This is a genomic window from Marinomonas sp. G8-14, assembly GCF_055808935.1.
The window spans coordinates 47,232-73,259 of the sequence record NZ_CM147891.1 but is presented as its reverse complement, the minus strand read 5'-3'; the positions used below and the strand labels follow the sequence as shown (position 1 = coordinate 73,259).

Here is a 26,028-nt window from a genome sequence, read left to right as displayed (position 1 = left end):
TAAATATTTAATACCATTTAAAAACGCAGAGGGATATTCTTTATTCCTTCTGTGTTTTTGGTATTTTAATACCAAGCACCCATCCCTTATAAAACCATTAAAGATAATAGAACTTTCTTTAAATAAAATAGTAAAAAGAAAACATTTTTATTTTTTCATTTACTCAATGCCCTCTCCACACATATGGCAGCATGAGCATCATTCGCCGCATACAGAATCTGATTTTCTTTCAGTGGATAAGCGCCCCAGTTGGATTTCTGGGCGCCTTTGCCAAGACGTTTCCCCAGTACCATGGCGACAGCAGCACGGGCACCAATGCTGTTTTTTTCTCCAGCAAGACGTTTCAAAGTCATCGATAAGTCTTGCGTATTGACTATGTCGATGTTGAGCTTGTTTCGCAGTTCTTTGTTATCGTCTTTGATACCAAAACCGATCTTCTTGATGTTTGGGTTGGTTAAAATTTCCTTGGCCGCTGCAACGGCGACAGCAAATCGAACCGGAAAGAGAAACGCCTTGGACTCTGTCGCCAGTTGAATAAGCGATGGGCCAGGGCTGACCTCTCCTTTTTGAAAGATCGGTTTGCTTTCGGTATCGAATCCTAGGCTGGTTTCGTTTTTTAGGACTTCTATGGCTTGTGCTGCGTCAAGTTCGTTCTCAACGATGTAAATATCGGAAAGACCAAGACCAATGTACAAGGGTAATTCGCTGATTTGTTCCTTGCTGGGACGTTCCATTTCTTATCTCTTTTTTTAGACGCCTTTGAGTGCTTTTAATAAATCATGGATGTCCGCTTTGAGGCTCTTTGTCGATGATTTTATTGCTGTGAATTTTAGCTTGTTCTAGGTATGCAATAGCACCAGCGTTATCGCCTAGCTCTACTTTTAGTTGAGCGACAGAAAAGCCGATGGAAGAGAGATAATCTTTGGCGTTGATTGCGGTGGCTTTTGCTAGGGCTTTGTCATAGAGAGCAATGGCCTGCTCCAAGTCATCGGTAAAATCGGCAAGGGTTTCCCATTGAACCGGATGGTCTTTGTCAGTACCGTCGTTCTCTTCGCAGAGTCTCAGCAACGTTTGATAAGATGCATCAAAGCCAACTTGGTCTTTTTTGTTGGCGCAAGTCATAAGCACTTTCGCAAGAGAAAGCACTTCTTTGTATATTTTGGTGTTCATATTTCACTCTGTTTGCTGCATTCGATTATGTCATGGCGAGTATGGTAATTTTAATAGAGAATTTATGACAGCTTTTCACTGGGATCTTGAAAAATAATGGGAGTTATCTCGATGCAAGTTCATGAATGTGTGTCTTTTATATTACTAAAAGACAATCAGGTGTTGTTAGAAAAACGCGCCCAAGACAAAGAGTACGATCCCAATTTGATCGCGATTCCTGGTGGTCATATGGAACACGGTGAAACAAGAGAACAAGCCCTATTTCGAGAGCTAAAAGAAGAGCTGGATATCGTTCCAACGTCTTATGTGTATTTATGTTCTCTGTATCACCCAACAGGAGAGCTTCAACTCATCCATTATTATGTCATTACACAATGGACAGGCACGATCGTTTCGCTAGAAGCGGACGAAGTCGCTTGGCATTCGCTTGAAGCAAACCCACTTGATATCGAGGCGGATAAAGTGGCACTGGCAGAGTATCGAAGACTCAGCTTGTCATTAATAATCCTGTAAATTCATACGACGACGTAAAATAAGACCCTTTCGAGTGAATGCTGAACCTAAGGGATTAATTACGGGGATATTTCGCTTATCGCAAAAATCAATATCATTTATCGATTAAACAATTACAAAGACAAACATCATACCTCTATTCTCAAAATGCTTTTTTTATAAAAGCAGTGCTTAGATTACAAAGGCAATAACAATAAAAATGGAGAACAAGTATGTTTAAAATCATGAACAACATAGCGATGTGTTCAATCTTTTTACTAAGCAGTGTTGCTGCATCAGCCGCCGATGAAAACCCGAATAGAGACGACCGTTTTACAACAAAATTTGTCTACGAGTCTCGCGTGACGATAGATAAAGAACGCGTCACCGTTGGACAAAGCAAATATGGTGAACGAGGTATTGTTTGGATAACAGGTGGCGAATTTGCAGGGCCATCGATGAAAGGCAAAATCATACCAGGCGGCGGTGACTGGCAGCTTGGCCGACCTGACGGAAGCAGAGAGCTAGATGCAAAATACGCACTAAAAACCGACGATGGCTTTGTAATCTTAGTTCAAAACAAGGTAACCATTAGCCCAGAACCCACTAAAGAAGACCCAAATAATCGTTATGCCCGAAGCGTATTAAGTTTCGAAGCACCGATCGGCAGCCCCTATGAATGGATGAATAAATCTGTTTTTCTAGGCACGTTAGACAGAGCAGATAACTACAACGAAAATCCAGCGGTAATCATTCGAGTGTGGCAACTTCTCTAAATTTTTTCTTAAGCTCCGATGCTTAAACGTTATCGGAGCTTAGCTCGTTTACAACTCTTTTTTGTCGAACCAAGCTGACTTCAGCCAAAACAACAATCCCCAACACTAACCAAGATGCCATGATGACGCCCGTCCAACCATCCGCTTGCCAGAAAGGATCAAGATAAAACCCACCAAGACTGGCACCTAAATAATAAAACACCAAGTATAAGGAAGAAGCACTGGCTTTAGCGTGTTTGGCATTACGACTCACAAAGCTGCTCGCCGTTGAGTGGCATAAAAAGAAACCAAAGCTGTTTATCAATAAGCCCGCGATGATCGCCAATAAAGACCCCCCTAATGTGACGAGTGAACCAAACATGAAAATACAAGTGCCTAGTACCATGATGTTTGGCTGGCTCCAGCGTTTGGCAAGTTTACCCGAAATAGCTGAACCCAATGTACCAGACAAATAGGTAAGGAAAAGCAGGCCAACGTATTTAGCGGTTAAGTTATAAGGCGCGGCTTCCAAAACGAAGGTCACGTAGCTGTATTGGTTGATAAAAATGAAGAAGCTAAAACCGCCAATGAAATAACTAGTTAGTAAGCGACGATTCTGCAGATGGCTTTTCATGTTCATCAGGATATGACCAACACGCAGAGGCTTGGGACCGAAGTGTTGGGATTTTGGTAATAGGACAAAAAAGGCCAATAAACAAATTAAGCTAATCACACTCATGACGCCAAACGTTGCCGAGCGTCCTAGCCATTCGCCAACAAAACCGCCAATCAGACGACCACCAATGCCGCCCAGTGTGTTGCCGCTAATGTATAAACCAACGGCCACCATTAAGGCTTCCGGTGTGTATTCATCACCCAAATACGCCACGGCAATAGCTGGCAAACCCGCTAGAAAAAATCCTTGTAAAGCACGTAAAGCTAATAACGATTCGTAGCTTTGTACAAGAGAAAGGCAAAACGTCGTTAACGTAATGCCTATCATGGTCATCACCATAATGCCTTTGCGACCTAAGGCATCTGAAATTGGGCCGTAGAAAAGCAAAGATATACCCAAGGTCAGTGTCGTAATGGTAAAGCTACCACTGGCTTGCAGTGGGGTAATGGCAAACTCATTGGCAATCATAGGCAACAAGGGTTGTGTCACATACACATTGGCAAAAATCATAAAAGAACCAATGATAAGCGCCACGGTGCCTCGCCAAAATACGGAACTGCCCACTTCAATCACAACCACTCTCCACGAATCACAGTAACACACCACGGGACGCAGCCCGATGATGAACCCAACAAAAAATGCTTTTTTATAGTTACACTATACGCCCAGCCAAATAATCAATAAAATATATCCATCTTATCCAATCCATAAAGGTTATTGATGGACATTAAACCTCTGCGTTATTTTATTGCGATAGCCAAGACAGAGAGCTTTACCAAAGCCGCCCAACAGCTAGGCGTAGCACAGCCGGCGGTCAGCATGGCCATCAAAAAGCTAGAAGCGGATTTGGACTTAACCTTAATTCATCGAGCAGATCGAAATATCGGACTCACCGACGAAGGCAAAAAACTGCTGATTCATGCTGAAAAAATCATTCAAGCCACAGACGATGCCTTGTTAGAAATGAGTGAGCTAAAAGGGTTGAGCCAAGGTGAGGTTCGTGTGGGCATTCCCAGCATGCTGGGGCTCTTATTACTTTCCACCGATTCTGATGGCATTTCGCCATAAATACCCCACTATTACCTTAAGAGTCATCGAAGGGGGAACTTGGCAATTGCAAAAAATGCTCGAAAGTGGCGAATTGGACCTGAGCGTTATCGTTGCTGAAACACTTCCCGATAGTCTACAAACTCAAGCCCTCATTCGAGAAGAAATGCTGGTGACTGTGGCGACCGATCACCCTTTTAGCCAGCTAACGAAAATTTCCCCTGAAGCATTTTTCGAAGAAGAATTAGTCATGTTCAAAGAAGGGTATTTTCATCGGCGCATTGTCGATAAGCTGGCCAAAGCCTGTAACAGGACACCTAAGATTGGTTTCGAAACCAACTTAATTCCGCTTATCAAATCCATCACTCAACAAGGTTTTGGTATTTCTACCCTACTCGCCATGGTTATCGAAGAAGACGATGAACTGATCACTCGTTCTTTTGATCCACCAATCTGGCTAGATCTAGGTATTGCTTGGCGCAAAGACAGTTATCTATCAAAAGCCAATCGTGCTTTCCTAGAGTTTGTTAGTGAACATGGTCGATATAAACGCAAAACATAAAAAATGCCCACTCTGCTTACGGTATTATCAGTGAACAGAGTAGGCATTTAGAACTACGCTTTCTAACTAGTTAAATAAACGCGCTTCAAACAAAGACGAGTTCTTAAAGCGATGCAGGCTTTTCGCACCCGCTAATACAGCAAGATCTAAAACAGGTTCAATCAGCACAACGCTTAAATACGCAATACCAAAGGTCGCCACGGCCGCGGTGTTCTCGGCACCGAAACCTTGTCCATAAAACGCCCAAAAAGCCACCCAAGCGACAATACCGCCTTGGTAAGTTAGGGACAGTTTCAATGCTTGTTTATAGCTAATATCGACATAAGCCGTATTCTCAGCAATGGTTCGGCGCGCAACGGCCGACATAGCAAACAGAGGTAATAACAAGGTTGTGACATTCATGCCGTATTGAGGTAGATCAAATTGGGCAAAGAAAACACCTTGCGTTAATAAGCCTAACATCAAACCAATAGAAGCAGCCGCAGGACCAAAGATAAGAAACAGCGTTGAGCCTAAGATAAGATGCACTTCCGATACACCAACCGCGTGATGAGGAAAGAGTTCAAAGAAGGCAAAGACAAGCAGTGTGGTTAATGCGCTGCGACCGATCAAAGACATGAGACCCTCTTTTTTGATCATCTCAATAGATGCTTTCGCAGAAAAGCCAAACGCCGCCAAAGCGGTAGCATAACTCAAAACAATTTTTGCGCCATCAACGACGCCAGGTTCAATATGCACTATGTGCCTCCAAAATATGCTTCATACTCACCCGTATGATTCAAATTGATGGTTTTTCTGCTTAGAAAAACCGGATTAATGAAGGCCGGTCTCCGGACTGATAAGTGTTTGGAAGAGCTGTATTTCGAAGACTCTCATTCCTTCCCGTCTATAAAGACAGTGGAAGTAAGAAGAAACACACCACTTATTTACCGTTGCGGGGGCAGTACAGGGATTGCTTACAAGAATTAAACGCACCTGTTTCCCGTTTCACCCTTTAGGGCACCTTCACAAGAACTGATTATCACGGCTTTACAGCGTGCTATCAGAATCTCGAAGCCTACGTTTTAACAAGCTTTTACGCAACAGACAGGCGATAAATAAAAGTAGATAAAAAAATACCTTTCATCCAAAGAAGAAAGGTATTCATAGTAAACAGCGACATTAAAAAATATTAAGAAGGTCGTCGACCCGATAAGGAGCTACGCGCATTCATTCTTGATTCAATATGTTTAAGGAGAGAAGTGCGATGGAAAATAGTCCCGCCGACAATACCAATAACACTGCCAATAGAAATATCCACTAATCTATGCAGCAACAACACATCTGTGCTCATATTCGCACTGGTAAACTCCGCCATAATCACGGTCAATGGTGTAACAAAAATAACAGCCGCACCGTAGTTCTTCACAATCAACAATTCCACTAAGAATTGGAAAAGAATCATACTAAGGGCCAATACCCAATAATTTGGCTGCAGAGAGAACAAACACCAAGCGACCCCCATACCAATTGCGGTTCCAACAATACGATGAACATTTCGGTGCCAAATCATACGATAAGTCGCGCCTTGTAAAATGGCGGCGCAGGAAATCGGCACCCAAAGAGCATTAGGTAATGCTAACCATAGAGCGAACAAATAAGAAAAAGCGATAAAAAAAGCCACTAACGCCCCTTCTAAGATAATCGCATTAACCTGAGGATCGGTTTCGACTGTTGTTGCTGGCAAATCATTCGCGCCAGTCATTAAGCTATAAACAAAGGCTAAAGCACAGGATAAGATCCCACCTAAAGCCACCATGCCAATATTCGATGCCCATTTACCTAAGTCAAAAGGCAGGTAAATTGCTAAAGCAGAAACGAGAATAAAGAAAAAACTACCCGGAGGCGGCAAACGGTAATAACGCGTAATAACAATTGCGCCGAAGGACAACAACCCAAGAGCTAAAGCCGCTAAATATGGATTAAAGCTAGAAAGCGATCCAATGGTAAAGCAGACCATAAAGCCAAATGAACACATGGCCAGCGTCACCATACGATGCGCTGTTCGCGTTTTAGGCAAGTACAAAATAACCATTGTCCCTAGGCTTGATAGCGTTGCTATCGCAAACTGATCTGTGGCCGCGCCTATCAATGCTGGGATACCAACGCATAGGGCAGCAAGCACAGCCAAATGCCAAGGGCGTTTAATGTCACTCCACGAGAAAAGGTCTCTTAACTGAATCAATAAGGCTTTTATCAAGTAGATACTCCGTAAAAATCTGTTTAATAGATAAACATTTTACCATCATTCCTGACTATCAATAATGAAAAAAACACACAAAACAGCAAGGTTACTCACCACTTAACAGGATAAATATTGTTTCGAAACTAAAAAAAGTGCGCTTGCGAACAAAACTATAAATTTTTTTATATTTTCACATAAAAAAACATTATAGTGTCTTTCATAATATTTTGTTGCTCGATGTTGTTACTACCAATTTTCTGAAGGACACAGATTATGAACCTCATTCGCACGCTCTTATCTTTTTTAATGAAGGACAAAATTGTTGCTTCAACTAACTTTAACCGCTGGTTAGTTCCCCCGCTTCTATTGCCATTCATTTATGTATTGGTTCTGTCTATGCTTGGAGTATTTTTAACCCAGCTTTAACCAAAGAGTTTGGTGTGGTTAGCAGCGCAGCAGAAGACTGGAGTCTCAGCAGTGTAGTATGGATTTTCTCTGTAGCCATTGTCTTTCTTGGTTTATCTGCTGCTGTTGCTGGCAAATGGTTAGAAGAAGTCGGCCCACGCTGCGTTGGCGTAACCGCAGCCTTTCTCTGGGGCGGTGGCTTTATTATCGGCAGCGTAGGGATATCAACACATCAGTTATGGCTAGTCTATTTGGGATATGGTGTATTAGGCGGCTGTGGCTTAGGGCTTGGCTATGTTTCTCCCGTATCGACTCTACTTCGTTGGTTCCCAGACAAACGCGGTATGGCAACAGGTATGGCGATCATGGGGTTCGGCGGAGGCGCCATGATTGGCGCCCCATTAAAAACGTTTTTACTAGAGAAATTTGCCATCGCACCGACCTATCTTGGGCCAGAATCGGCGGTAAATCTTATTACCGAAGGTGGAAGACGCTTCGCTGAAATGGCAAATGGTAAGCTTGAAGTCGTCGTGGCCAGTGCTTCCGAAGCCTCAAAACTCCCTATTCCAGGGGAAGCTGGTGTGTATGTTGTAGGCACGGGGAATACAGGTGCCGCTAGCGTCTTCCTCACCCTTGGGATCGTGTATTTCGTTATTATGATGGTCGCGGCATTTGCTTATCGGGTCCCCCCTAAAGATTGGCAGCCTGAAGGTTGGACACCGCCAGCCAAAGATAAAACAAATAGCATGATTAGCCGTAATCACGTGCACATTGATCAAGCCTTAAAAACGCCGCAATTTTGGCTGTTGTGGATTGTGCTCTGTTTCAATGTGACCGCTGGTATTGGTGTGATCGGTATCGCAAAAACCATGATGACAGAAATATTTGGTACCACATTACCAACCATTGCCACAGCCAGCTTTGCAGGCACCTATGTCTTGATGATTTCGGTTTTTAATATGTGTGGTCGGTTCTTTTGGGCGTCAACCTCGGACTTCATCGGTCGGAAAAACACTTATCATTGTTTTTTTGTACTTGGCACACTTTTATACCTTTCCATTCCGTTCGCTGCCTCAGCGGTCAGCGCTGATCCCTCGATCACTTGGTTAATCATGTTTTATGGGGCTAGCATGATAATTTTCACCATGTATGGCGGTGGATTCGCCACTATTCCTGCGTATTTGGCGGATATTTTTGGCACCCTACACGTTGGTGGCATACATGGTCGATTGCTTACCGCTTGGGCAACAGCCGGAGTCTTAGGGCCATTTGTTATTACTTACTTAAGAAACATGTCTGTGGAAAGTGCCATTCACGATTTAGCCAGTAAAATTGACCCAGCAGCCTTTGAAGCTAAATTCAACGCATCTATCTCACAATTAAACGAGTTAATTGCAGCAAAAACTGTCACGGTAAGCAACCTGATGGACATTGCGCCTGTAGGTACCATAGATCCCACATCTGGCCTTTATAATACCACCATGTATGCCATGGCGGGTTTGTTGGTTATTGGCTTTTTTGCAAATCTCATGATACGTCCAGTAAATGAAAAGCATCATGTGGAAAAAACACATCCAAATTTATAACTATTGACCTAAATTCACTATTTGTTACAAAAATAAGAACAACAAAACAAAAATTATCTTGTTGTTCTTTATATAAGGCGATTAGATCAATCTTAGAATAAGCCCGTTTTTCTTCGATTGCTAAAATCTTCTAAAACTTATTTTCAGTCACTATTTAGCAATAAACATAAAAACAATTACAATAATAATAGCTTTATTTGCAGCTGTATTGACTTGATTACAAAGCACACCTTTAAACAGAGGAACACGCCATGATACAGCTTATTAGAACCATGCCAATCACTCGACAATTAGCCATCGTCGTATTTTTAGTCTCTATTACCTGCTTTGGAATACTCACTTGGCTAACATCAAGTAAATCTTACAATGGTTTTATAGAAAGCATAGAGCACGAATTACAAACCAGTTCTGGTCAAGGCAGTATGTTGCTCGATTTTTATAACGAGAACTTAGAAAGTAGTACGGATAGATTAGCCGACATATTTTTCACACTGTTCCCTAACGGCATCACAGTCAGTGATTCAGAAACCGTTAAAATTGGTGAATATGACAGCCCTTTAGCCACCAATTCGGGCGAAGTAATCAACCTAAATTTTGATAAACCAGATCAATTCACCAAGATGACGGGCGGCACCGCGACGGTGTTTATTCGGTATGGTGATGACTTTTTACGTATCAGTACTTCTCTCAAAAAAGCCGATGGCACTCGAGCCTACGGCACCTTGTTAGGTAAAGGACATCCCGCTTATCAAACACTGATTAACGGTGAGATCTATTCTGGCCCTGCGGCCTTATTTGGTCGTAACTACATGACAAAATACGTTCCCTTTAAAGATTCAACAGGAAAAGTCATCGGTATACTTTACATCGGCTTTGATTACACAGAAGGACTAAAAAACTTAGAAAAAGAAATAAATAGCCTATCATTTGGCGAAACAGGAAAAGCCACCGTCATTAATCTTCAAGATGGCAAAGACTTTGGTAGAATTGTCGTTGACTCGCAGAATAAAGACAAACTCTTCTCTGAGATTAATGTGCAAGAGGCTGAAAAATATTTAGAACTGATAAAACAGCAAAAGAATGGCGTATTTCAAACCAAACAAACAATCAATGGAAAAGAACAAGACATCGTCATGGCATTTAGTCGCGCCGAAAAATGGAACTGGGCGATCCTTACTGGTGGCCCTGTAAAAGAATTCACTGTGGTTGCTAAGTCTGTTCAAAACAGCCTAATCCTTGTTTCTATTCTTTGCGCTATCCTCTTAGTCATCATGATTTCTTTCATTACACAACGCGTACTTTCCCCACTAAAACAAGCAGGGCAAGATTTGCAAGCCTTGGGTAATGGCGATCTCTCTACCAATTTATTTCATCGTCATTCACATCACCAAACAGAAAGCCAAAACGAAATCGATGTGCTATTTAAACATGGTCGAAATACCATTACTCAACTAAGATCCATGCAATTAGAGGTCAGATCTTGCATGGAGCTCCTTACGGACGCGAGTTTAAAAGTACAGTCAACCGCCAATCTCGCGTCTAAAAGCATGAGCAAACAACAGGGAGAAACAGACTTAGTGGCGACCGCGATGAGTCAGATGGTTATCGCTGTAGAGAACGTCTCGCAGAATGTCAACGACACCACCAACGAAACTCAGAAAGCGGACAAAGAAACGAAATCCGGCACCCAAGTCGTCGACAACGTCGCCTCGGATATGCAAGGTCTGGCCAATGTCATTGGGCATGCTTCTACAGTGATGCAAGAGGTTGAGAAGGAAAGTATTAGCATAGGTTCCGTGCTAGACGTAATTCGCAGTATTGCTGAGCAAACTAACCTGCTTGCGCTTAATGCTGCGATTGAAGCGGCGCGAGCTGGAGAACAAGGCCGTGGCTTTGCGGTGGTGGCGGATGAAGTCAGAACACTGGCAACTCGAACCCAAGACGCTACTGCAGAAATTGAAGGCATGATAGCCCAACTGCAGAAACTGTCGAAAACAGCGTCTATGGAAGTGATCAATGGTCGAGATCAAGCTGCCGGCAATGCGGAGAAAGCCATCGCGGCAAGCAAAGGATTAATGAAGGTAACCCAGTCAGTCAGCCTGATTAACTCCATGTCGATTAACATTGCCAGTTCCATCACAGAACAGTCTGCCGTTGCTGCGAGCGTGAATGAAAATCTCGAAAATATACGCGACCTTTCTAATCAAACAGCCGATGGTGTCAACGACATGATGGCAACCACTAAAACACTGTCAGAGGTATTAACCAAATTGAAGTCGTCCATTGATCGCTTCTCTCTGTAATACGCTATCCAGCGAGCCAACCTTGTTGGCTCGCTTTCTTTTTATCTAAAAATACGCTCTGACCAGACCGTTAATCCTGCCGCCACACTACCAAAGTGATCCCCATCTAACACAGGGATATCACCAAGCCGATGTTGAATTGCCTCGCGAATCACTGGTGACTTGGCTGATCCACCGGTGATGTAGATCAAATCCGGTTTCTCGCCTGCTTGCTCTATGGCCAACGTCATCAAATTCAACATTTTTTCTAAGGGTGAAAAAATTGACTGAGTCAGTTCTTCACGGCTAATGGAAGCACTTAGCTCTGCTTCAATATAGTCCAATGAGGCAAGATACTGCTGCGTATCGGACAAGGCAATCTTAGCCTCTTCCGCACTGCGTACTATGTGATAATTATGCTTTTCTTCTCGCATACGTAAGAATCGTTCGATCAATTTGGGTTGTGCTGCATCCAAACGCAACTGATTGATCTGATGCCTAGTTTCCATACTATTAAATGTCGCAATAGCAGACACATCATTCGTTGTAATCGCATTCCAATACAACTGAGTCGGCATCGGTAACCCTGTTTTCAATAAAGAATCCATGCCAAATAGTGGCATAAAATGCTTACCCGCAATTTGTATGTCTAAATCATTACCGCCGACTCGTTCTCCAGTATGTGCCAAGAAATCGTTTCGTCTGTCTTCTTTTGTTAAATACTCAGGCCCCATACGAACCATCGCGCAGTCAGTCGTACCACCACCAATATCCACAACTAACACGGTTTTATTATCTGCTAAGGATTTTTCAAAATCTAAACCTGCAGCAATTGGCTCATAAAGAAATTCAATTTCTTTAAAACCAGCCCTTTTGCCAGCTGTTGTCAATATATCTAACGCTTGTCGATTACTTGCATCAGCATCTAAACCTTGGAAATTCACAGGACGGCCAATTACCGTATGGGTAATCTCTTCGCCCAAACTTTTTTCAGCACGCTGCTTGATATTCTGCATCATCACGGTGACCACATCTTCAAAAAAATGAATATGTTCTGCACGTAACCCAGCGCCACCTAGAAAAGATTTTGGGGATTTAACAAAATAGCCTTCTTCCGGCCACTGGAAGTATTCATTAAACGCTGCGCGTCCAAAAAATAACGTTTGATCTTCATCCGCAATGTCTTCTTCATAACGAGCACGTTTGGCTCGCGTTAAGGCATTTTGACGTAGCTCAGAGAACGCTTGTCGTGAAGGAATATCTCGCATTCCCCTTATAACAGATTCAGTAATTAAGTCTCGATCTAGCGCATACAAAGTGGAAGGGAGAAAAGCATGGTTTTCTTCTAAATTAACCAAGCGTACAAGCGAGTTTTGCACTATACCTAATGCACAATTCGATGTTCCGTAATCAAATCCACAAATCATTTATTCTATACCTAATATCGATAATCAAAGGGGCGCGGACGATAACAGAAAGATTCAAAAGTATCAAAACTATTCCCCCTTAGTATTGTCCTAGAAATCTTACGCTCAATAACTGAAAATTGCAGAATAACTACATACTTAGACAAGAATATAAATAAGACTCTCTTATATAAAATACCCAGGAGAAAAAAGATGCACTTCTCGTTGCAAACCAAAATAACCCTTCAGTCAATCATTGTGGCGATTATTGTTGCCATCAGTGTCGGCAGTGTGTCTTTTTATGCCTTTAAAACAGACAGTGATACACGTATACAATCCGAAGCCCGTTCGCAAGCCGCGGCCATTTCAACCTACATTAATAGTTGGTCAACAGATCGAATCAGCACCATGCAAGCGGTGAAGCAGAAAATCGAAGCCTCCTTACAAGAAAACCCCGATGTGAATGAAAAAGACATTCTCAATATTCTTCAACAAGCCCAAACTGGCTTAAATTTTGGTATGACTTTTTTAGGATTAGAAAATGGCGCCATGTATCGGCACGATCCTTCTTTGAACAGCGCAGATTATGATCCACGAACTCGTAGCTGGTACATTGATGCAAAAGCAAAAAACAACGCGTATGTGACGGCCCCTTATGTTTCAGCGTCCACACAACAGCTTTCCATGACATTTGTTGAACCTATTATCGTCAATGGCAAATTTATTGGTGCCATTGGTGGATTGGTATTTCTAGACAATCTTATGGAAACCATCATGGCTATGAACGTGGCTGGCGAAGGTTACAGCACCCTATTTGACGGCGATGGTAAAATCATTGCTCACCCAGATAGAAAACTGATTTTGAAAGACGCCTCTGAACTATCGCCAGCGTTAAATAAAAACTTCTTTTCTACAACACAACGTCAAGCCAGTTTTACTCAGCTCAAACTGGATGGCAAGAACATCAATATGTACGCCAGCAACATTCAAGGAAACCCTTGGGTATTAGGTCTAATGATGGATCAGGATGTATTAAATGCGCCACTTGTTAATTTAGGCACTGGCTTAATCATTGGTGTGTTCATTTTATTACTGATTGCATCTGTGATTGTGATTCAAGTGACTCGTTTTCTATTACGAGATTTACGTCGAGTATCGGACAGTATGGCGCAAATTGCATTGGGAGACGGCGATTTAACGCAACGTTTAGCCGCCAGTTCCAAAGACGAAATTGCTGTTTTAGTCGGCAATTTCAACCAATTTGTCGCCTTGTTGCACAACACAGTGTCCCATTTGAAAAAAATTGGTCATGAATTAGCAGGACAAGCGAGCGATGCCTACGATTCCTCGCAAAACAGCGCCCAAAAACTAGAAGAACAGCAGCAGAACATTGCCATGGTGGCGACTGCCATTCATCAGATGTCTCAGGCTACTCAAGAAATTGCTGGCAACGCAACTAATACGGCTGCGAATGCGGACGAAGCCGTTGCGGCTAGTAATGTTGGTCAAAAACAAGCTCTAAAAAGCCAAGACAGTATTAGAGCCCTTGCTGATGACATCCAAGAAGTGGCCTATGTCATCAATGATCTGAGCAAAAATGCCGATGGTATTAACACCATTTTAACGACCATCTCTGGCATCGCCGAGCAGACCAACCTATTGGCATTAAACGCTGCTATTGAAGCCGCGCGGGCCGGTGAACAAGGACGTGGTTTTGCTGTGGTCGCAGATGAAGTTCGAGTGTTATCACAACGAACTTACAGCTCGATAGAAGAAATTCAAAAAATGATCGAATCTTTGCAATCCATCACCAAAGATGCGGTTGCCAAAATCCAGTTAAGCCATAACAGAGCAAATAATAGTGTAGAGGACGTTAATCAAGCGAAAGACAGCTTGGATAAAATCCAACAATCGGTCACCACGATCAATGATCGAGCGGCACAAATTGCCACAGCAACCGAAGAGCAAACCAGTGTCACTGCAGAGGTCAATAAGAACACTTCTGATATTCAGCAAGGCTCGACTGAATTAGTCGTTCTGGCAACAGAAAGTGCGTCACGAGCAGAAGAATTAAAACGCTTGGCAGAAGATTTGACACAAAACATTAATCACTTTAGAACCTAAGTACTTCAAAACGTAGACGCTTTACGTACCATAAAAAATGCCCTGCTAGCTAATGCTAACAGGGCATTTTCTTTTGTTTAACATTAAACCAAGGGGGAAACCCCGATAATAGCCTCATGGAGATAAAACACCATGATAAACCAAGACACCATGGCAAACGTAAAAGCCGCTAGGTCAAACTGCACACCGGATTCTTGATCACGAACCACGCCTGCTTTTCGATCACGACGACGATAAATAGCAAAACTGACAATAGACCAAATCAAAAAGCTACCGAATACAATAATATCCGCCAAATTACCATTGCTGATCAAATGCGAAAACGCCCAAATTTTTACGGCGATGAGCATTGGATAACCAACTTTCTTTTTCATGGTTGTATTCGGCACCAAAGCCGATCCTACAAAAAACAAGGCAACCAACATCAGCAAACCCGCTAGATGACGAGTCCAAACGGGGGAAACCATAACCAAACCGGTGCCATTCGCATTTGCATATAGCCCATAATAATAAAAGCGGTGGCTAATAAAGTAATCATCCCAAAACGTATACGCCAACGCATAGCACCGTTTTGTCGCATATTTGACGCACGCCACTCTGGCGCGACTAAACGCACAGAATGCACACAAAAGAAAATCACCAACCCCATTATTAAAATCAACATACCAAGATGTTCCTCATACACTTAAAAAAATTCACTCACAATCTATACGCAGATAGTCATATTGCTCTGCTTCAATGGTTGCGGATTATAGTGCCAAATCACCAAGAGACCTATTATTCATTACTGATCATTGATCTTAATTCAAATACATACACAACAGGTTTTCCCTAACCCGCTAGAAAGCTTGAAAAAGAGAGTCAAAAGACTCATAACACTGACTGACCAGTAAAAGTCGTCAAAATGTCACAAAAAGCCCTGTAATATAACGTTTTCGTGCTAGAAAAAGCCCCCTTCTTTGCTCTAGAATACACGGTTTTGACTAACGGGCAGGTTGCCATGATCAAGACACCTTATTATCTTATCGATAAAGCGGCTCTTTTGAAGAATTTAGAGAAGATCGCTTACGTGCGTCAACAGTCCGGAGCTAAATCGTTACTGGCGCTGAAATGCTTTGCTACTTGGTCGGTATTCGACTTAATGCAAGAGTATATGGATGGCACAACATCATCGTCGTTATACGAAGTAAAACTTGGAAAAACAAAATTTCAAGGCGAAACCCATGCCTATAGCGTGGCCTATTCAGACGATGAAATTGAAGAAGTATTAGCGCACTCAGACAAGATCATTTTCAACTCTATAGGCCAATTCAATCGTTTTAAAGAAGCCAGTAAAGACAAAACTCGTGGTTTGCGAGTCAACCCGCAAGTCAGTACATCTGAGTTTTTGATTGCCGACCCTGCACGCCCATTTAGCCGTCTTGGTGAATGGGATCCAGAAAAAATCGCCACAGTGATCAACGACATTTCTGGTTTTATGTTCCACAACAATTGTGAGAACAACAGCTTCGAACGCTTTGATGAGATGCTGACTCTCATTGAAGAACGCTTTGGCCATTTAATCCAAAAAGTACAATGGGTGAGCCTAGGTGGCGGCATTCACTTTACAGGTGAAGGTTACCCTATTGATAAGTTCTGCCAACGCTTAAAACGCTTTGCCGAACAATACGGCATTCAAGTGTACCTAGAACCTGGCGAAGCCAGCATTACGAAGAGCACAACCTTAGAGGTCACGGTATTAGATACCTTATTTAACGGTAAAAACTTGGCTGTTGTTGATAGCTCTATTGAAGCGCATATGCTGGATCTACTGATCTATCGTGAAAACGCCAAAATGGCACCTTGTGATGGCGAACATGAATACATGATTTGTGGCAAGTCTTGTTTAGCGGGCGATATTTTCGGTGAATTTAAATTCAACAAAGCATTACAAGTGGGTGATCGTCTTTCTTTCCAAGACGCCGCAGGTTACACCATGGTGAAAAAGAACTGGTTTAACGGTGTTAAGATGCCGTCTATTGCCATACGCCAATTGGATGGCAGCATCGAACTTGTCAGGGAATTCGGCTACAACGATTTTGAACAGAATCTATCCTAATTCTGTTTCAACAAAATACTTTGGAGATAGTGTTACTATGAAAAAAAATGTCCTCATTATTGGCGGCGGAGGCGTGGCACGAGTTGTGGCACATAAATGCGCCCAACACAATGACACACTGGGCAATATCGCAATTGCTTCGCGCAGCGTTACGAAATGCGACGATATTGTAGCCAGTGTCCTCGACAAAGGCAGCTTGAAGGTAGAGGGCCGCATTCAAGCATTCGCCCTAGACGCTCTTGACGTGCCAGCAACGATTAAATTGATTCAAGAAACCGAATCACAAATCGTCATTAACGTAGGGTCTGCTTTCGTTAATATGTCTGTACTTGAAGCTTGCATGGAAACGGGTGCGGCTTATTTAGACACCGCCATCCATGAAGACCCAAACAAAATTTGCGAAACACCACCTTGGTATGCCAATTACGAGTGGAAACGTCGTGACGCCTGTAAAGCAAAAGGCATTACCGCGATCTTAGGTGTAGGTTTTGATCCAGGCGTAGTCAATGCTTACGCCGCGCTTGCTTATAACGACTACTTAGACTCCGTTGACTCCATTGACATCATCGACGTGAACGCTGGTAGCCATGGTAAATACTTCGCCACAAACTTTGACCCAGAAATTAACTTCCGTGAATTTACCGGACGGGTCTACTCATGGCAAAACAGCGCATGGCAAGAAAATAGCATGTTTGAAATCAGCCGTACTGACGACCTTCCTGTCGTCGGCACTCAAACGACTTACATGACAGGCCACGATGAAGTGCATTCACTTTCACAAAATCTCAATGTACCAAACGTACGTTTTTGGATGGGATTTGGTGAACATTATATTAATGTCTTCACGATACTTAAAAATTTAGGTTTACTCTCTGAACAACCTGTTACAACGGCAGAAGGCCTAGAAGTGGTTCCTCTTAAAGTGGTCAAAGCCGTACTGCCTGACCCATCTTCACTTGCCCCAGCTTACACAGGCAAAACGTGCATTGGTGACGTGATCAAAGGGAAAAAAGACGGTCAGGACAAAGAGATCTTTATCTACAATGTTGCCGACCATAAAGACGCTTATAACGAAGTCGGTAGCCAAGGCATCTCTTATACGGCTGGTGTTCCTCCTGTTGCCGCCGCCATTCTTGTTGCAAACGGCACGTGGGATGCAAAAGAAATGCGTAACGTTGAGCAGCTGGATCCTAAACCTTTCCTAGGTTTGTTAAACGAGATGGGCTTGCCAACTCGCATTAAAGACGAAAACGGCGACCGCCCTTTTACCCTCTAATAATCTCATTCATATCGGCGCTTTTCTAGCAAGAGGAGCGCTGATATTTATTCTTATAAATACCCATTTTATTTCTCTCGCCTCTACTTACGTAATCTCAATAAAGCCCATACAATACGCCAAAATCCACCCATCTGAGATTCTCTCTCAAAGGAACTTCCATAATGAAACAGCAACTCAAAATTGCAGCTATCACGGCTGTAATTTCATTAACACTTGCCGGTTGTGCATCAAATCCTGATTCCGCTGCCAATTTGGCCGCAGACGCAAAATATTCGCAAACCATCATTCAGATCAATGAACTCAAGCAAGCCATCGATAATGCAGACAAAAGCTTGGCAAAAGGCACAGAAAACGAACTGCCTTGGTTCGCCACTCAAGATATAGAGCAAGCGAAAAAGGCTTTAGCTGAAGCAAAAGAGAACTATTCTAAATTTGAATTTGATCCATCTAAAGCAAACACTAGCACAAGCTTTTTTGGTTCAACCACCTATCTTGAGACCGCAAATAGCGCCATCAAAACATTTAACGAGCACATGACCAACGCGGTTAACCTAAAAACCAAGGCGCAATCAACCTTACCAGAAGCCTTTGATTATCGTGCTCAGCTCAAAACCCTAAATGCGAAACAATACTTCCCTGGCGCCGCGCAAGAACTGGAAGACAACCTTAAAAAACTTGTTGACCAGATCGCGAATAATAAAGCTCAAGCGGCTGTAAGCGCCCAACCAGCACTTGTCGCTAAGATGCGTGCACTTGAAGTAAAAACGGTGACGGCTATTTACCTTACTGATGCCAAAAATGCGCTAGATAAGCTGATGAAAACAGACGCGACTCAGCATGCGCCTAAATCACTTTCTCAAGCCATGACAGCACTGACGGCAGCAACGGCTTTTGCTGCAACACAGCCAAGAGCAATAGACGACATCAAACGCCAAGGTGAAAACGTTATGTTCGCAGTGAATCGAGCAAAACAGATCACCCAAGCCGTTAAAAAGCTAAAGACTATTCAACCAAAAGATTATGAAGACTACATTGTCGGCTATGAAAAAGTGTTACTTTCCATCAGCAATGCGCTTAATGCTGACGACCGTAGAGACCTCGCTTTTGAAGCGCAAGGCAAAGAATTGGTTAGCTTTATAGAGACCAACCTAAAAGGTCAAGAAGCGTCCATTCAAGCACAACAACAGCTTCGTAAGGAACTAAAAGATCAGAAAAACTATTCCGTTTTACTAGAAGAAAAAATCAGCACACTGACTAACAATCTAGAAGACATGAAAAAAGCATTGGCTGATGCCCTAGCCAAAAAATAAAACATGCTCAATTAGCGCACAAAAAAAAGCCAGCTAGCCAGCTGGCTTTTTCGTATTTAGATTGCCATTATCGCTCAGAAAACTCAGTGAAGTACTCAGAGAACTCAACGGTGAGCAAACGCCGTTTTGGTGCAATCACCGTCGATTCTGTCTTTCTCTTCTTCCAAGATCTCATCGGTAAACTGGCTCATAAAGCAGCAACAAACCCCCTCGCCAATCATGGTTCGCGGTCCCATTGGGTGGCCAATGTGCTTGTACACACCGTGCGAGTGTCCATGACTATGATCGTGGGAGTGACCATGGGAATGACTATGCCCATGAGAATGGCTATGACCATGAGAATGGCTATGACCGTGACCATGGTCGTGAGTGTGATTTTTCAACACACTAATACTGGGCACTTCCCCCATTGAAATAACCGCGTGCTTTAGATCAAACTCAGACAAGCCTTGCGTGTCGTCCTGCGGATCGACAAATTCGGCATGGTGATGATGCACATCCACTTCGCCTGCAGCAAGACGGCGCTTGAAGGAGTTCATTAGCGTTTCTTCCCCTGTCTGCAATTCGCCCTGCATAATTTCTTCCACGCGGTTTTGAAAGGCATCAATAACACGAGGATGATCATTCAAATAAGGCGTTTGAACGAAAGTTACTTCTGGATTTTCTTGCGCCACCTTGTCAACATAACCTTGAATACGCTTGATCAGGCGACCAGTAAATAAGAAATAGGGCGCGACAACAATGCGTTTAAAGCCAAGCTTCATAAGCTTTTCAAGGCCCACGCCAACAGACGGGTAAGTCACACCAGAATAGACAGTATCTGCCCAACCAAATCCCATGTTTTCATTAACAATACGCGTTAACTTTGCGGCTTCAGCATTGGCGGAGGTATCAGAGGTACCGCGACCAACCACCACCAATAGAGTGTCGTATAGGTTTTTTGGTGGATGATCGGGATCAAGGCCCAATGATTCATAGATACGCGCTTGAAACGCTTCGATCATGTCATCTTGCAACCCCAATTCACGACCATAAGTGATATGAAGACCCGGATGTTTTTCTTCATAGGTAGTCAAGACGGAGGGTATATCATTTTTCGCATGCGTTGCGGCGAATAACATACCAGGGACGGCATAAATCTCTTCCACACCTTGGCTAACGAGACTGTCTAAGCCCATGTGAATATTCGGTGCTGAAAATTCTAAAAATCCATACTCGACAGGCAAGTCAGGGAAACGCTCTTTAAGCCCTTTCGCCACAAGACCAAATTCGCGCTCTGCGTCTTTATCGCGACTGCCGTGACCACAAATCATAATGCCCTTTTTGGCCTGTTCTTTATTGCTCATTATTTCTCTCTACTTTGAATCGTCTTAGCTGATAGTGAGTGTAGACACTACCAGCCAGGTTACAAGCGATCTTCTGCCCAAGATCACTGACGTTGTTCTTGTTGCTGATCTAAATCAAGCAACAAGGATTGAATTTTTTCTCGATGCGCATCGGCATTTTGCCACATGCCACGCTGTATGGCTTCTAATAAGCGTTCACCCATTTCTTCGAGTGCATGAGGATTATTATCGCGCATAAAGGCCTGATTGTCTGGGTCAAGCAACAATCTATCCGTCACCTGCTCGTATTGATAATCCGCTACCAGATCGGTGGTCGCATCGTAAGCAAATAAATAATCCACCGTGGCGGTCATTTCAAACGCCCCTTTGTAACCATGGGTCTGCATGGCTTCGATCCATTTAGGATTCAATACTCGCGAACGCACCACACGATTCAGCTCTTCTTTTAAAGTGCGAATTTTTGGCGAACTCGGATTGGAATGGTCACTATGATAAACGCTCGGTGCTTGACCACTAAACTCAGTGACCGCATTCGTCATGCCGCCTTGGAACTGATAATAATCATCTGAATCGAGAATATCATGCTCACGATTGTCTTGGTTTTGCACCACTGCATCCAGTTGTGACAAGCGCTCAATAAACGCCGCTTTTGCTTCAACGCCTTCTCCATTATTCTTAACACCATCATAATCAGCGTTATCGTTATAAGAGCCATAAGCATAACCGCCCCAGTTCACATAGGCTTCGGCAAGGTCCGCTTTGGTGTCCCAACAACGCTCATCAATAAGACCTTGCAACCCCGCGCCATAAGCCCCAGGTTTACTACCGAATACACGATAAGTCGCTTGGCGATTCGCCACAGCTTCATTCATGCCTTGAGCAAGTAATTTACTTTTACGCGCCTCCACATTGGCGCGAATCACATTGCCTGTACCGGGTTCTTGATAGGCCGCAATGGCTTGCACGGCTGCATCATAGAGCCGCATAACATTGGCAAACGCATCGCGGAAAAAACCAGAAACACGCAAGGTCACGTCCACCCGTGGCCGACCTAATTGCATGCAAGAAAGGATCTCAAAATCCGTCACACGATTTGACCCTGGCGCCCAAATCGGACGCACACCCATCAAAGCAAACGCTTGGGCAATATCATCACCGCCCGTTCGCATAGTCGCCGTTCCCCATACAGACAAACCAAGGTTTTCCGGATAATCACCATGCTCTTGTAAATGACGCTGGATCAGAGCATCTGCCGATTGCTGACCTATCGCCCAAGCAGCGGGAGACGGAATAGCACGATTATCGACGGAAAAAAGTTGCGCCCTGTTGGCAAAGTATCCAGTCGTCCACGAGTCGGTGCACCACTTGGGCCAGGAGGAATAAAACCGCCCGCCAAACCAATCAGCAAAGCTTGAATTTCATCGTGAGCACTTTGTTGTAAGGCAACGAATAAACATTTTTTACTGTGCGCCAATAAAGTCGCTGTTTGAGGCAATGTTACAGCTAACTCGTCTGTAGAATCGTCACCAATAACATGGCTCAACACCAACGATTTGGCTAATAACTCTAAACGCTCTTTAGTATCCGCATGGGTACGCCAAGCCAGTTCGCTGACCGACAACAAACGTTCGGGTTTATCCCCTAACCAAGGCATTCGCTCACTTTTCATAGGATCAAAGTCATCTTGCTCTAACGACAGATCTTTGACTAACGCATGTAAAATACCTTGACTGGTAATTTCGCTACCACGTGGCAGACGCAATAAAGCCACCAGCGTATCAGCGAGTTTATCGTCCTCTGGCAGCTCTCCTAGTCGATGCAAACCGTGACGAATTTGTGCTTCTTTTATCTCACACAAATAGGTGTCTAGGCCTTCCAGCACAGATTCTGCGTTATCCGCCTGCACTCCTGTCAACTCTTCAAGCAAATGTGTGGATTGAACTTTTTCAAGAATTTGCCCACGCAGCCAGGTTTCGCGGCGCACATCCATGCCCATGGCTTGGTAGTATTCATCCACAAGATTTTCTAGCTCAGCCATGTCGCCATAGGTTTCAGCGCGAGTCATGGGTGGCATAAGATGATCAATAATCACCGCTTGCGTGCGGCGCTTAGCCTGCGCACCTTCCCCAGGATCGTTGACAATAAAAGGATAAAAATGTGGCATCGGGCCAAGAGCAATATCTGGCCAGCAAGACGCCGATAAAGCGGTACCTTTGCCAGGCAACCATTCAAGATTGCCATGTTTGCCCACATGAACAAAAGCATCCACCTGATACACATGGCGCAACCAAAAATAAAACGCCAAATAGCTGTGCGGCGGAATCAAGTCTGGATCATGATAATTCGCGGCGAGATCTAAGTTAAAACCGCGAGCGGGCTGAATCCCCACAAAGGTTTCCCCTAAGCGAATCCCTGCCAACATCATACGACGTTGACCGTTTTGCTCGCGGCATTTGTGATCCTCTTCTGGAGGTACCCAGCGCCCCCAAACAGCGTTTTGGCATTCCAGCGGCAGCTGATAAAAATATTCTAAATACTCTTCCAAGGCGAGGCTTTGCCAGCAACCACGTTCATGCAAGGTGCTGGGGTTGTTGGTAACCGCACCGAGTAATTCTTCGATCAAGGCATTGCCATGCTCAGGAATATTGTCGATAGGATAACCAGCAGCTTCTAAAGCTTTTAATAAATTTACCGAGGACGCAGGTGTGTCCAAGCCTACGCCATTACCGATACGGCCATCTTTAGTTGGGTAATTGGCTAACACAAAAGCGATGCGTTTTTGATGGTTGGGTTTACTGGCTAAAATGGCAAAACGTTTAGCCAGCTGAGCCACAAAACGCGCACGTTCTTCATGCAACTCGTAGCGAACTAAATCGACTTGAGCAATGTCGTTATAATGACTCGAAGCCTTAAAACTCAACGCGCGAGTAATAATACGTCCATCCATTTCTGGTAAGACAATTTGCATGGCCACATCACGACTGCGTAAACCTTGGGTCTGTGCTTGCCAATCCTCTTCAGTGCTGCCAGAAAGGATTAACTGCAACACGGGAATCGGCGACGCAAAAGCCGACTGAAAATCTGTCGGCTCAGAGGCTAAATCAGGACTCCCTACTCGATTCGCCGCGAAGCCCGTGGTATTTAAAATCACCTTGGCTTGGGTGCGCTCCACTAATGATTCGATCAGGCCCACCGACACATCATCTTTTAGTGAACTCACCGCCACGACCAATGGTACCAGCCCTTCTTGCTCTAAAATCTCAATCAGACCATCAAACATAGCAGTGTTACCGCTCTGTAAATGAGAACGATAAAACGCCAGAATAGCGACAGGACGAGCTTCTGCTAATGACTCTGAATAGTGGCTCTGCCACTGAGCAAACCCCGTCGAATAACCTGCATGATAGATTAGCGCACTGGGCAAAGGGGCTGGCTCTTGCCAAGAAAAAGGCTTTCCAAAGTAACGCTCTGCGAGAAAATAGAACAACTGCTGAGCGTTTATTTGCCCACTTTCACGCAAGTAGCGCCACACTCGGTGACAGTCTTCTGGACTGGCATTAGAAGCATAGGTGAGAGAAGGATCATGGGCCTCATCACCGGGAACAAAAATTAAAGTTCGCCCCGCTTTGGCTTGTGCCCACTCCTGCAAACGCTGAAAACCATACGTCCAATAGTGCTCCCCGCCAAGTAGAGAAACGACGACAACCTTAGCGTGATCAAGCACTTTATGTTCATACAAGTCGAAAGCGGCAGGCTTAATCAGCTGCATCCAATTGGCGAGACGAACACTCGGTAATCGCGTGATGTCCCATCCATCATCGGTGCCATAAAAAGCAATGATCTGATCAAGCGCACTGCCCAGCGCACCAAGCACACTATCCGCTGCGGCCAGAATGACGAGGCTCTGCAGGAGTTTGCCCAAGATCGACAATCCCTTCGTCGTCAACAAAGCCACCCGGTTTGGCTGCTAATAAGTGCACTCTTTCTCCAATTGTTTTTCACTAAATCAATCTAGTTATTCAGTTATTCGATATTTATTCACGGCGTTACGAGCGAAGCCAAGACGAGGCAAAAATAGACGAGAAAGCGGAGTTTATAGTTATAAATGAGCAATTCGAGTCTATTTTTAACAAAGTATTGGCAAGTGCAGTAGCCGTGATCAAGCACTCAGGGCATCATGCAAAACGCCTTCTATCTGCTCTTTATGAATACCTTTACCGATGAACACTAACTGGGTTTTACGCACTTCTTCTGGTTGCCATAAGCGGTCAAAATAACGATCCAAACGTGTTCCCACGACCTGAAATACTTGACGCATTGGCTTACCGTGTACTGCAGCAAAGCCTTTCACACGAAAGATATTATGTTCTTCAACCAGTTGAGTCAGGGTGTCTTGCAAAAGATCAGACTGCACTTCACCTAATGTCACGACAAAAGAATCGAAATGATCGTGAGCATGGTCATGATGCGCACCATGAGCGTGATGATGATCATGATGGTTATGTACCTCATCGATTCGGCTTTCTGTTGCTGCATCAATGCCTAACAAAACATCCAATGCCGCCTCACCATTTTCGATATAAACGGTTTTGACCGTGCTTGGCACTTCATGGGCAATAATGGCTTGAACACGGGCGCGCTCTTCGTCATTGAGCAAGTCGTTTTTACTGACCACAACCAGATCGGCGGCACTTAGCTGATCATCTAATAATTCTTGCAAGCTTGGATCATGATCCAAACTTTCATCCGCTAAACGTTGTGCTTGCACCTTGTCTTCATCATGGGCAAAACGACCTGCTGCAACTGCAGCGCCATCCACCACAGTAATCACTGCATCCACAGTGCAATACTCTTTTATCCCCGGCCAATTAAATGCCTGTACTAACGGTTTTGGTAGAGCCAGCCCACTGGTTTCAATCAAGATGTGGTCAATATCACCACGGCGTGCCACAAGCTGCTGCATAACAGGCAAGAACTCTTCTTCTACCGTGCAACAAATACAACCGTTAGCCAGTTCATAAAAGCCGTCGTCACTGCGCTGTGACGTCTGTTCGCCCTCTTCCCCTTCAGGACAATCTAATGGACATGCTCGCAATAGATCCGAATCAATATCTAATTCGCCAAATTCATTGACGATCACCGCTATACGTTTGCCTGCGGCTTGCTTTAGCACATTGGATAATAAAGTGGTTTTACCACTGCCCAAAAAGCCAGTCACAATTGTGGTAGGAATTTTATTCAATTGCATGATTCATCCTTTCTTACT

At 43.9% G+C, this 26,028-nt stretch carries 17 protein-coding genes, 3 pseudogenes and 1 riboswitch; of the genes and pseudogenes, 9 read left to right on the top strand and 11 right to left on the bottom strand.

Annotation, left to right across the window (positions count from 1 at the left end):
• Positions 1–155 precede the first annotated feature (155 nt).
• Positions 156–734 carry a 3'-5' exonuclease gene (locus AC0L6V_RS00360; protein ID WP_409419193.1) on the bottom strand — a complete coding sequence of 193 codons (579 nt, stop codon included), beginning with the start codon at positions 732–734 and terminating at the stop codon, positions 156–158.
• Between the two features lie 43 nt (positions 735–777).
• Positions 778–1,170 (bottom strand): tetratricopeptide repeat protein, encoded by a 393-nt coding sequence (locus tag AC0L6V_RS00355; RefSeq protein WP_321160226.1) that lies wholly within the window; start codon positions 1,168–1,170, stop codon positions 778–780.
• Between the two features lie 111 nt (positions 1,171–1,281).
• Here AC0L6V_RS00355 and AC0L6V_RS00350 point away from each other — a divergent pair, with 111 nt between their 5' ends.
• Together AC0L6V_RS00350 and AC0L6V_RS00345 are read left to right on the top strand one after the other, a co-directional pair.
• Positions 1,282–1,683, top strand: coding sequence for an NUDIX domain-containing protein (locus AC0L6V_RS00350; protein ID WP_265216747.1), 402 nt, complete (start codon positions 1,282–1,284; stop codon positions 1,681–1,683).
• A gap of 212 nt (positions 1,684–1,895) precedes the next feature.
• Positions 1,896–2,438, top strand: coding sequence for a DUF3237 domain-containing protein (locus tag AC0L6V_RS00345; protein WP_111606396.1), 543 nt, complete (start codon positions 1,896–1,898; stop codon positions 2,436–2,438).
• Positions 2,439–2,460: 22 nt separating this feature from the next.
• Here AC0L6V_RS00345 and AC0L6V_RS00340 read toward each other — a convergent pair whose 3' ends face one another.
• Positions 2,461–3,666 carry an MFS transporter gene (locus tag AC0L6V_RS00340; RefSeq protein WP_418138664.1) on the bottom strand — a complete coding sequence of 402 codons (1,206 nt, stop codon included), beginning with the start codon at positions 3,664–3,666 and terminating at the stop codon, positions 2,461–2,463.
• A gap of 147 nt (positions 3,667–3,813) precedes the next feature.
• On the opposite strand from AC0L6V_RS00340, the pseudogene AC0L6V_RS00335 reads away from it, so the two are divergent.
• Positions 3,814–4,702, top strand: a pseudogene (locus AC0L6V_RS00335) (LysR family transcriptional regulator).
• A gap of 66 nt (positions 4,703–4,768) precedes the next feature.
• Here the strand turns inward: AC0L6V_RS00335 and AC0L6V_RS00330 are convergent.
• Entirely contained in the window at positions 4,769–5,440 is a 672-nt protein-coding gene (locus AC0L6V_RS00330) for an energy-coupling factor ABC transporter permease (protein WP_111606399.1), read from the bottom strand.
• A 66-nt stretch (positions 5,441–5,506) separates the two neighbouring features.
• Positions 5,507–5,724: riboswitch (cobalamin riboswitch) on the bottom strand.
• 149 nt (positions 5,725–5,873) lie between these two features.
• Positions 5,874–6,941 carry an FUSC family protein gene (locus AC0L6V_RS00325; RefSeq protein ID WP_265216745.1) on the bottom strand — a complete coding sequence of 356 codons (1,068 nt, stop codon included), beginning with the start codon at positions 6,939–6,941 and terminating at the stop codon, positions 5,874–5,876.
• Between the two features lie 425 nt (positions 6,942–7,366).
• Here AC0L6V_RS00325 and AC0L6V_RS00320 point away from each other — a divergent pair, with 425 nt between their 5' ends.
• Together AC0L6V_RS00320 and AC0L6V_RS00315 are read left to right on the top strand one after the other, a co-directional pair.
• Entirely contained in the window at positions 7,367–8,917 is a 1,551-nt protein-coding gene (locus tag AC0L6V_RS00320; RefSeq protein WP_265216743.1) for an OFA family MFS transporter, read from the top strand.
• 251 nt (positions 8,918–9,168) lie between these two features.
• Positions 9,169–11,220, top strand: a complete 2,052-nt coding sequence (locus AC0L6V_RS00315; RefSeq protein ID WP_111606402.1) for a methyl-accepting chemotaxis protein — start codon at positions 9,169–9,171, stop codon at positions 11,218–11,220.
• A 41-nt stretch (positions 11,221–11,261) separates the two neighbouring features.
• Here AC0L6V_RS00315 and yegD read toward each other — a convergent pair whose 3' ends face one another.
• Complete coding sequence (gene yegD, locus AC0L6V_RS00310) at positions 11,262–12,626, bottom strand: molecular chaperone (protein ID WP_265216740.1); 1,365 nt, start codon at positions 12,624–12,626, stop codon at positions 11,262–11,264.
• Between the two features lie 192 nt (positions 12,627–12,818).
• On the opposite strand from yegD, the gene AC0L6V_RS00305 reads away from it, so the two are divergent.
• Entirely contained in the window at positions 12,819–14,729 is a 1,911-nt protein-coding gene (locus AC0L6V_RS00305) for a methyl-accepting chemotaxis protein (RefSeq protein WP_265216739.1), read from the top strand.
• 83 nt (positions 14,730–14,812) lie between these two features.
• On the opposite strand, the gene AC0L6V_RS00300 is transcribed toward AC0L6V_RS00305, so the two are convergent.
• Complete coding sequence (locus AC0L6V_RS00300; RefSeq protein ID WP_265216738.1) at positions 14,813–15,286, bottom strand: NnrU family protein; 474 nt, start codon at positions 15,284–15,286, stop codon at positions 14,813–14,815.
• Positions 15,235–15,378: pseudogene (locus AC0L6V_RS00295) on the bottom strand (NnrU family protein); the annotation flags it as partial. The pseudogene AC0L6V_RS00295 and the gene AC0L6V_RS00300, both read right to left, overlap by 52 nt.
• A 351-nt stretch (positions 15,379–15,729) precedes the next feature.
• Between AC0L6V_RS00295 and nspC the strand changes: the two are divergent.
• From nspC to AC0L6V_RS00280, 3 genes are all read left to right on the top strand, one after another.
• The gene (gene nspC, locus AC0L6V_RS00290) at positions 15,730–16,827 is read left to right on the top strand and encodes a carboxynorspermidine decarboxylase (RefSeq protein WP_265216737.1); all 1,098 of its coding nucleotides are present in this window, start codon (positions 15,730–15,732) and stop codon (positions 16,825–16,827) included.
• Positions 16,828–16,864: 37 nt separating this feature from the next.
• On the top strand, positions 16,865–18,103 hold the full coding sequence (locus tag AC0L6V_RS00285; protein WP_409419188.1) for a saccharopine dehydrogenase family protein: 1,239 nt from the start codon (positions 16,865–16,867) through the stop codon (positions 18,101–18,103).
• Between the two features lie 164 nt (positions 18,104–18,267).
• Entirely contained in the window at positions 18,268–19,416 is a 1,149-nt protein-coding gene (locus AC0L6V_RS00280; RefSeq protein WP_265216736.1) for a hypothetical protein, read from the top strand.
• A gap of 104 nt (positions 19,417–19,520) precedes the next feature.
• Here the strand turns inward: AC0L6V_RS00280 and AC0L6V_RS00275 are convergent, their stop codons facing one another.
• The 3 genes and pseudogenes from AC0L6V_RS00275 to cobW form a co-directional block, all read right to left on the bottom strand.
• A complete protein-coding gene (locus AC0L6V_RS00275; protein WP_409419187.1) occupies positions 19,521–20,762 on the bottom strand; it encodes a sirohydrochlorin chelatase in 1,242 nt (413 codons plus the stop codon).
• Between the two features lie 83 nt (positions 20,763–20,845).
• A pseudogene (gene cobN / locus AC0L6V_RS00270) lies at positions 20,846–24,742 on the bottom strand (cobaltochelatase subunit CobN).
• A gap of 179 nt (positions 24,743–24,921) precedes the next feature.
• Positions 24,922–26,010, bottom strand: coding sequence for a cobalamin biosynthesis protein CobW (cobW, locus tag AC0L6V_RS00265; protein WP_409419185.1), 1,089 nt, complete (start codon positions 26,008–26,010; stop codon positions 24,922–24,924).
• Positions 26,011–26,028: the final 18 nt, after the last annotated feature.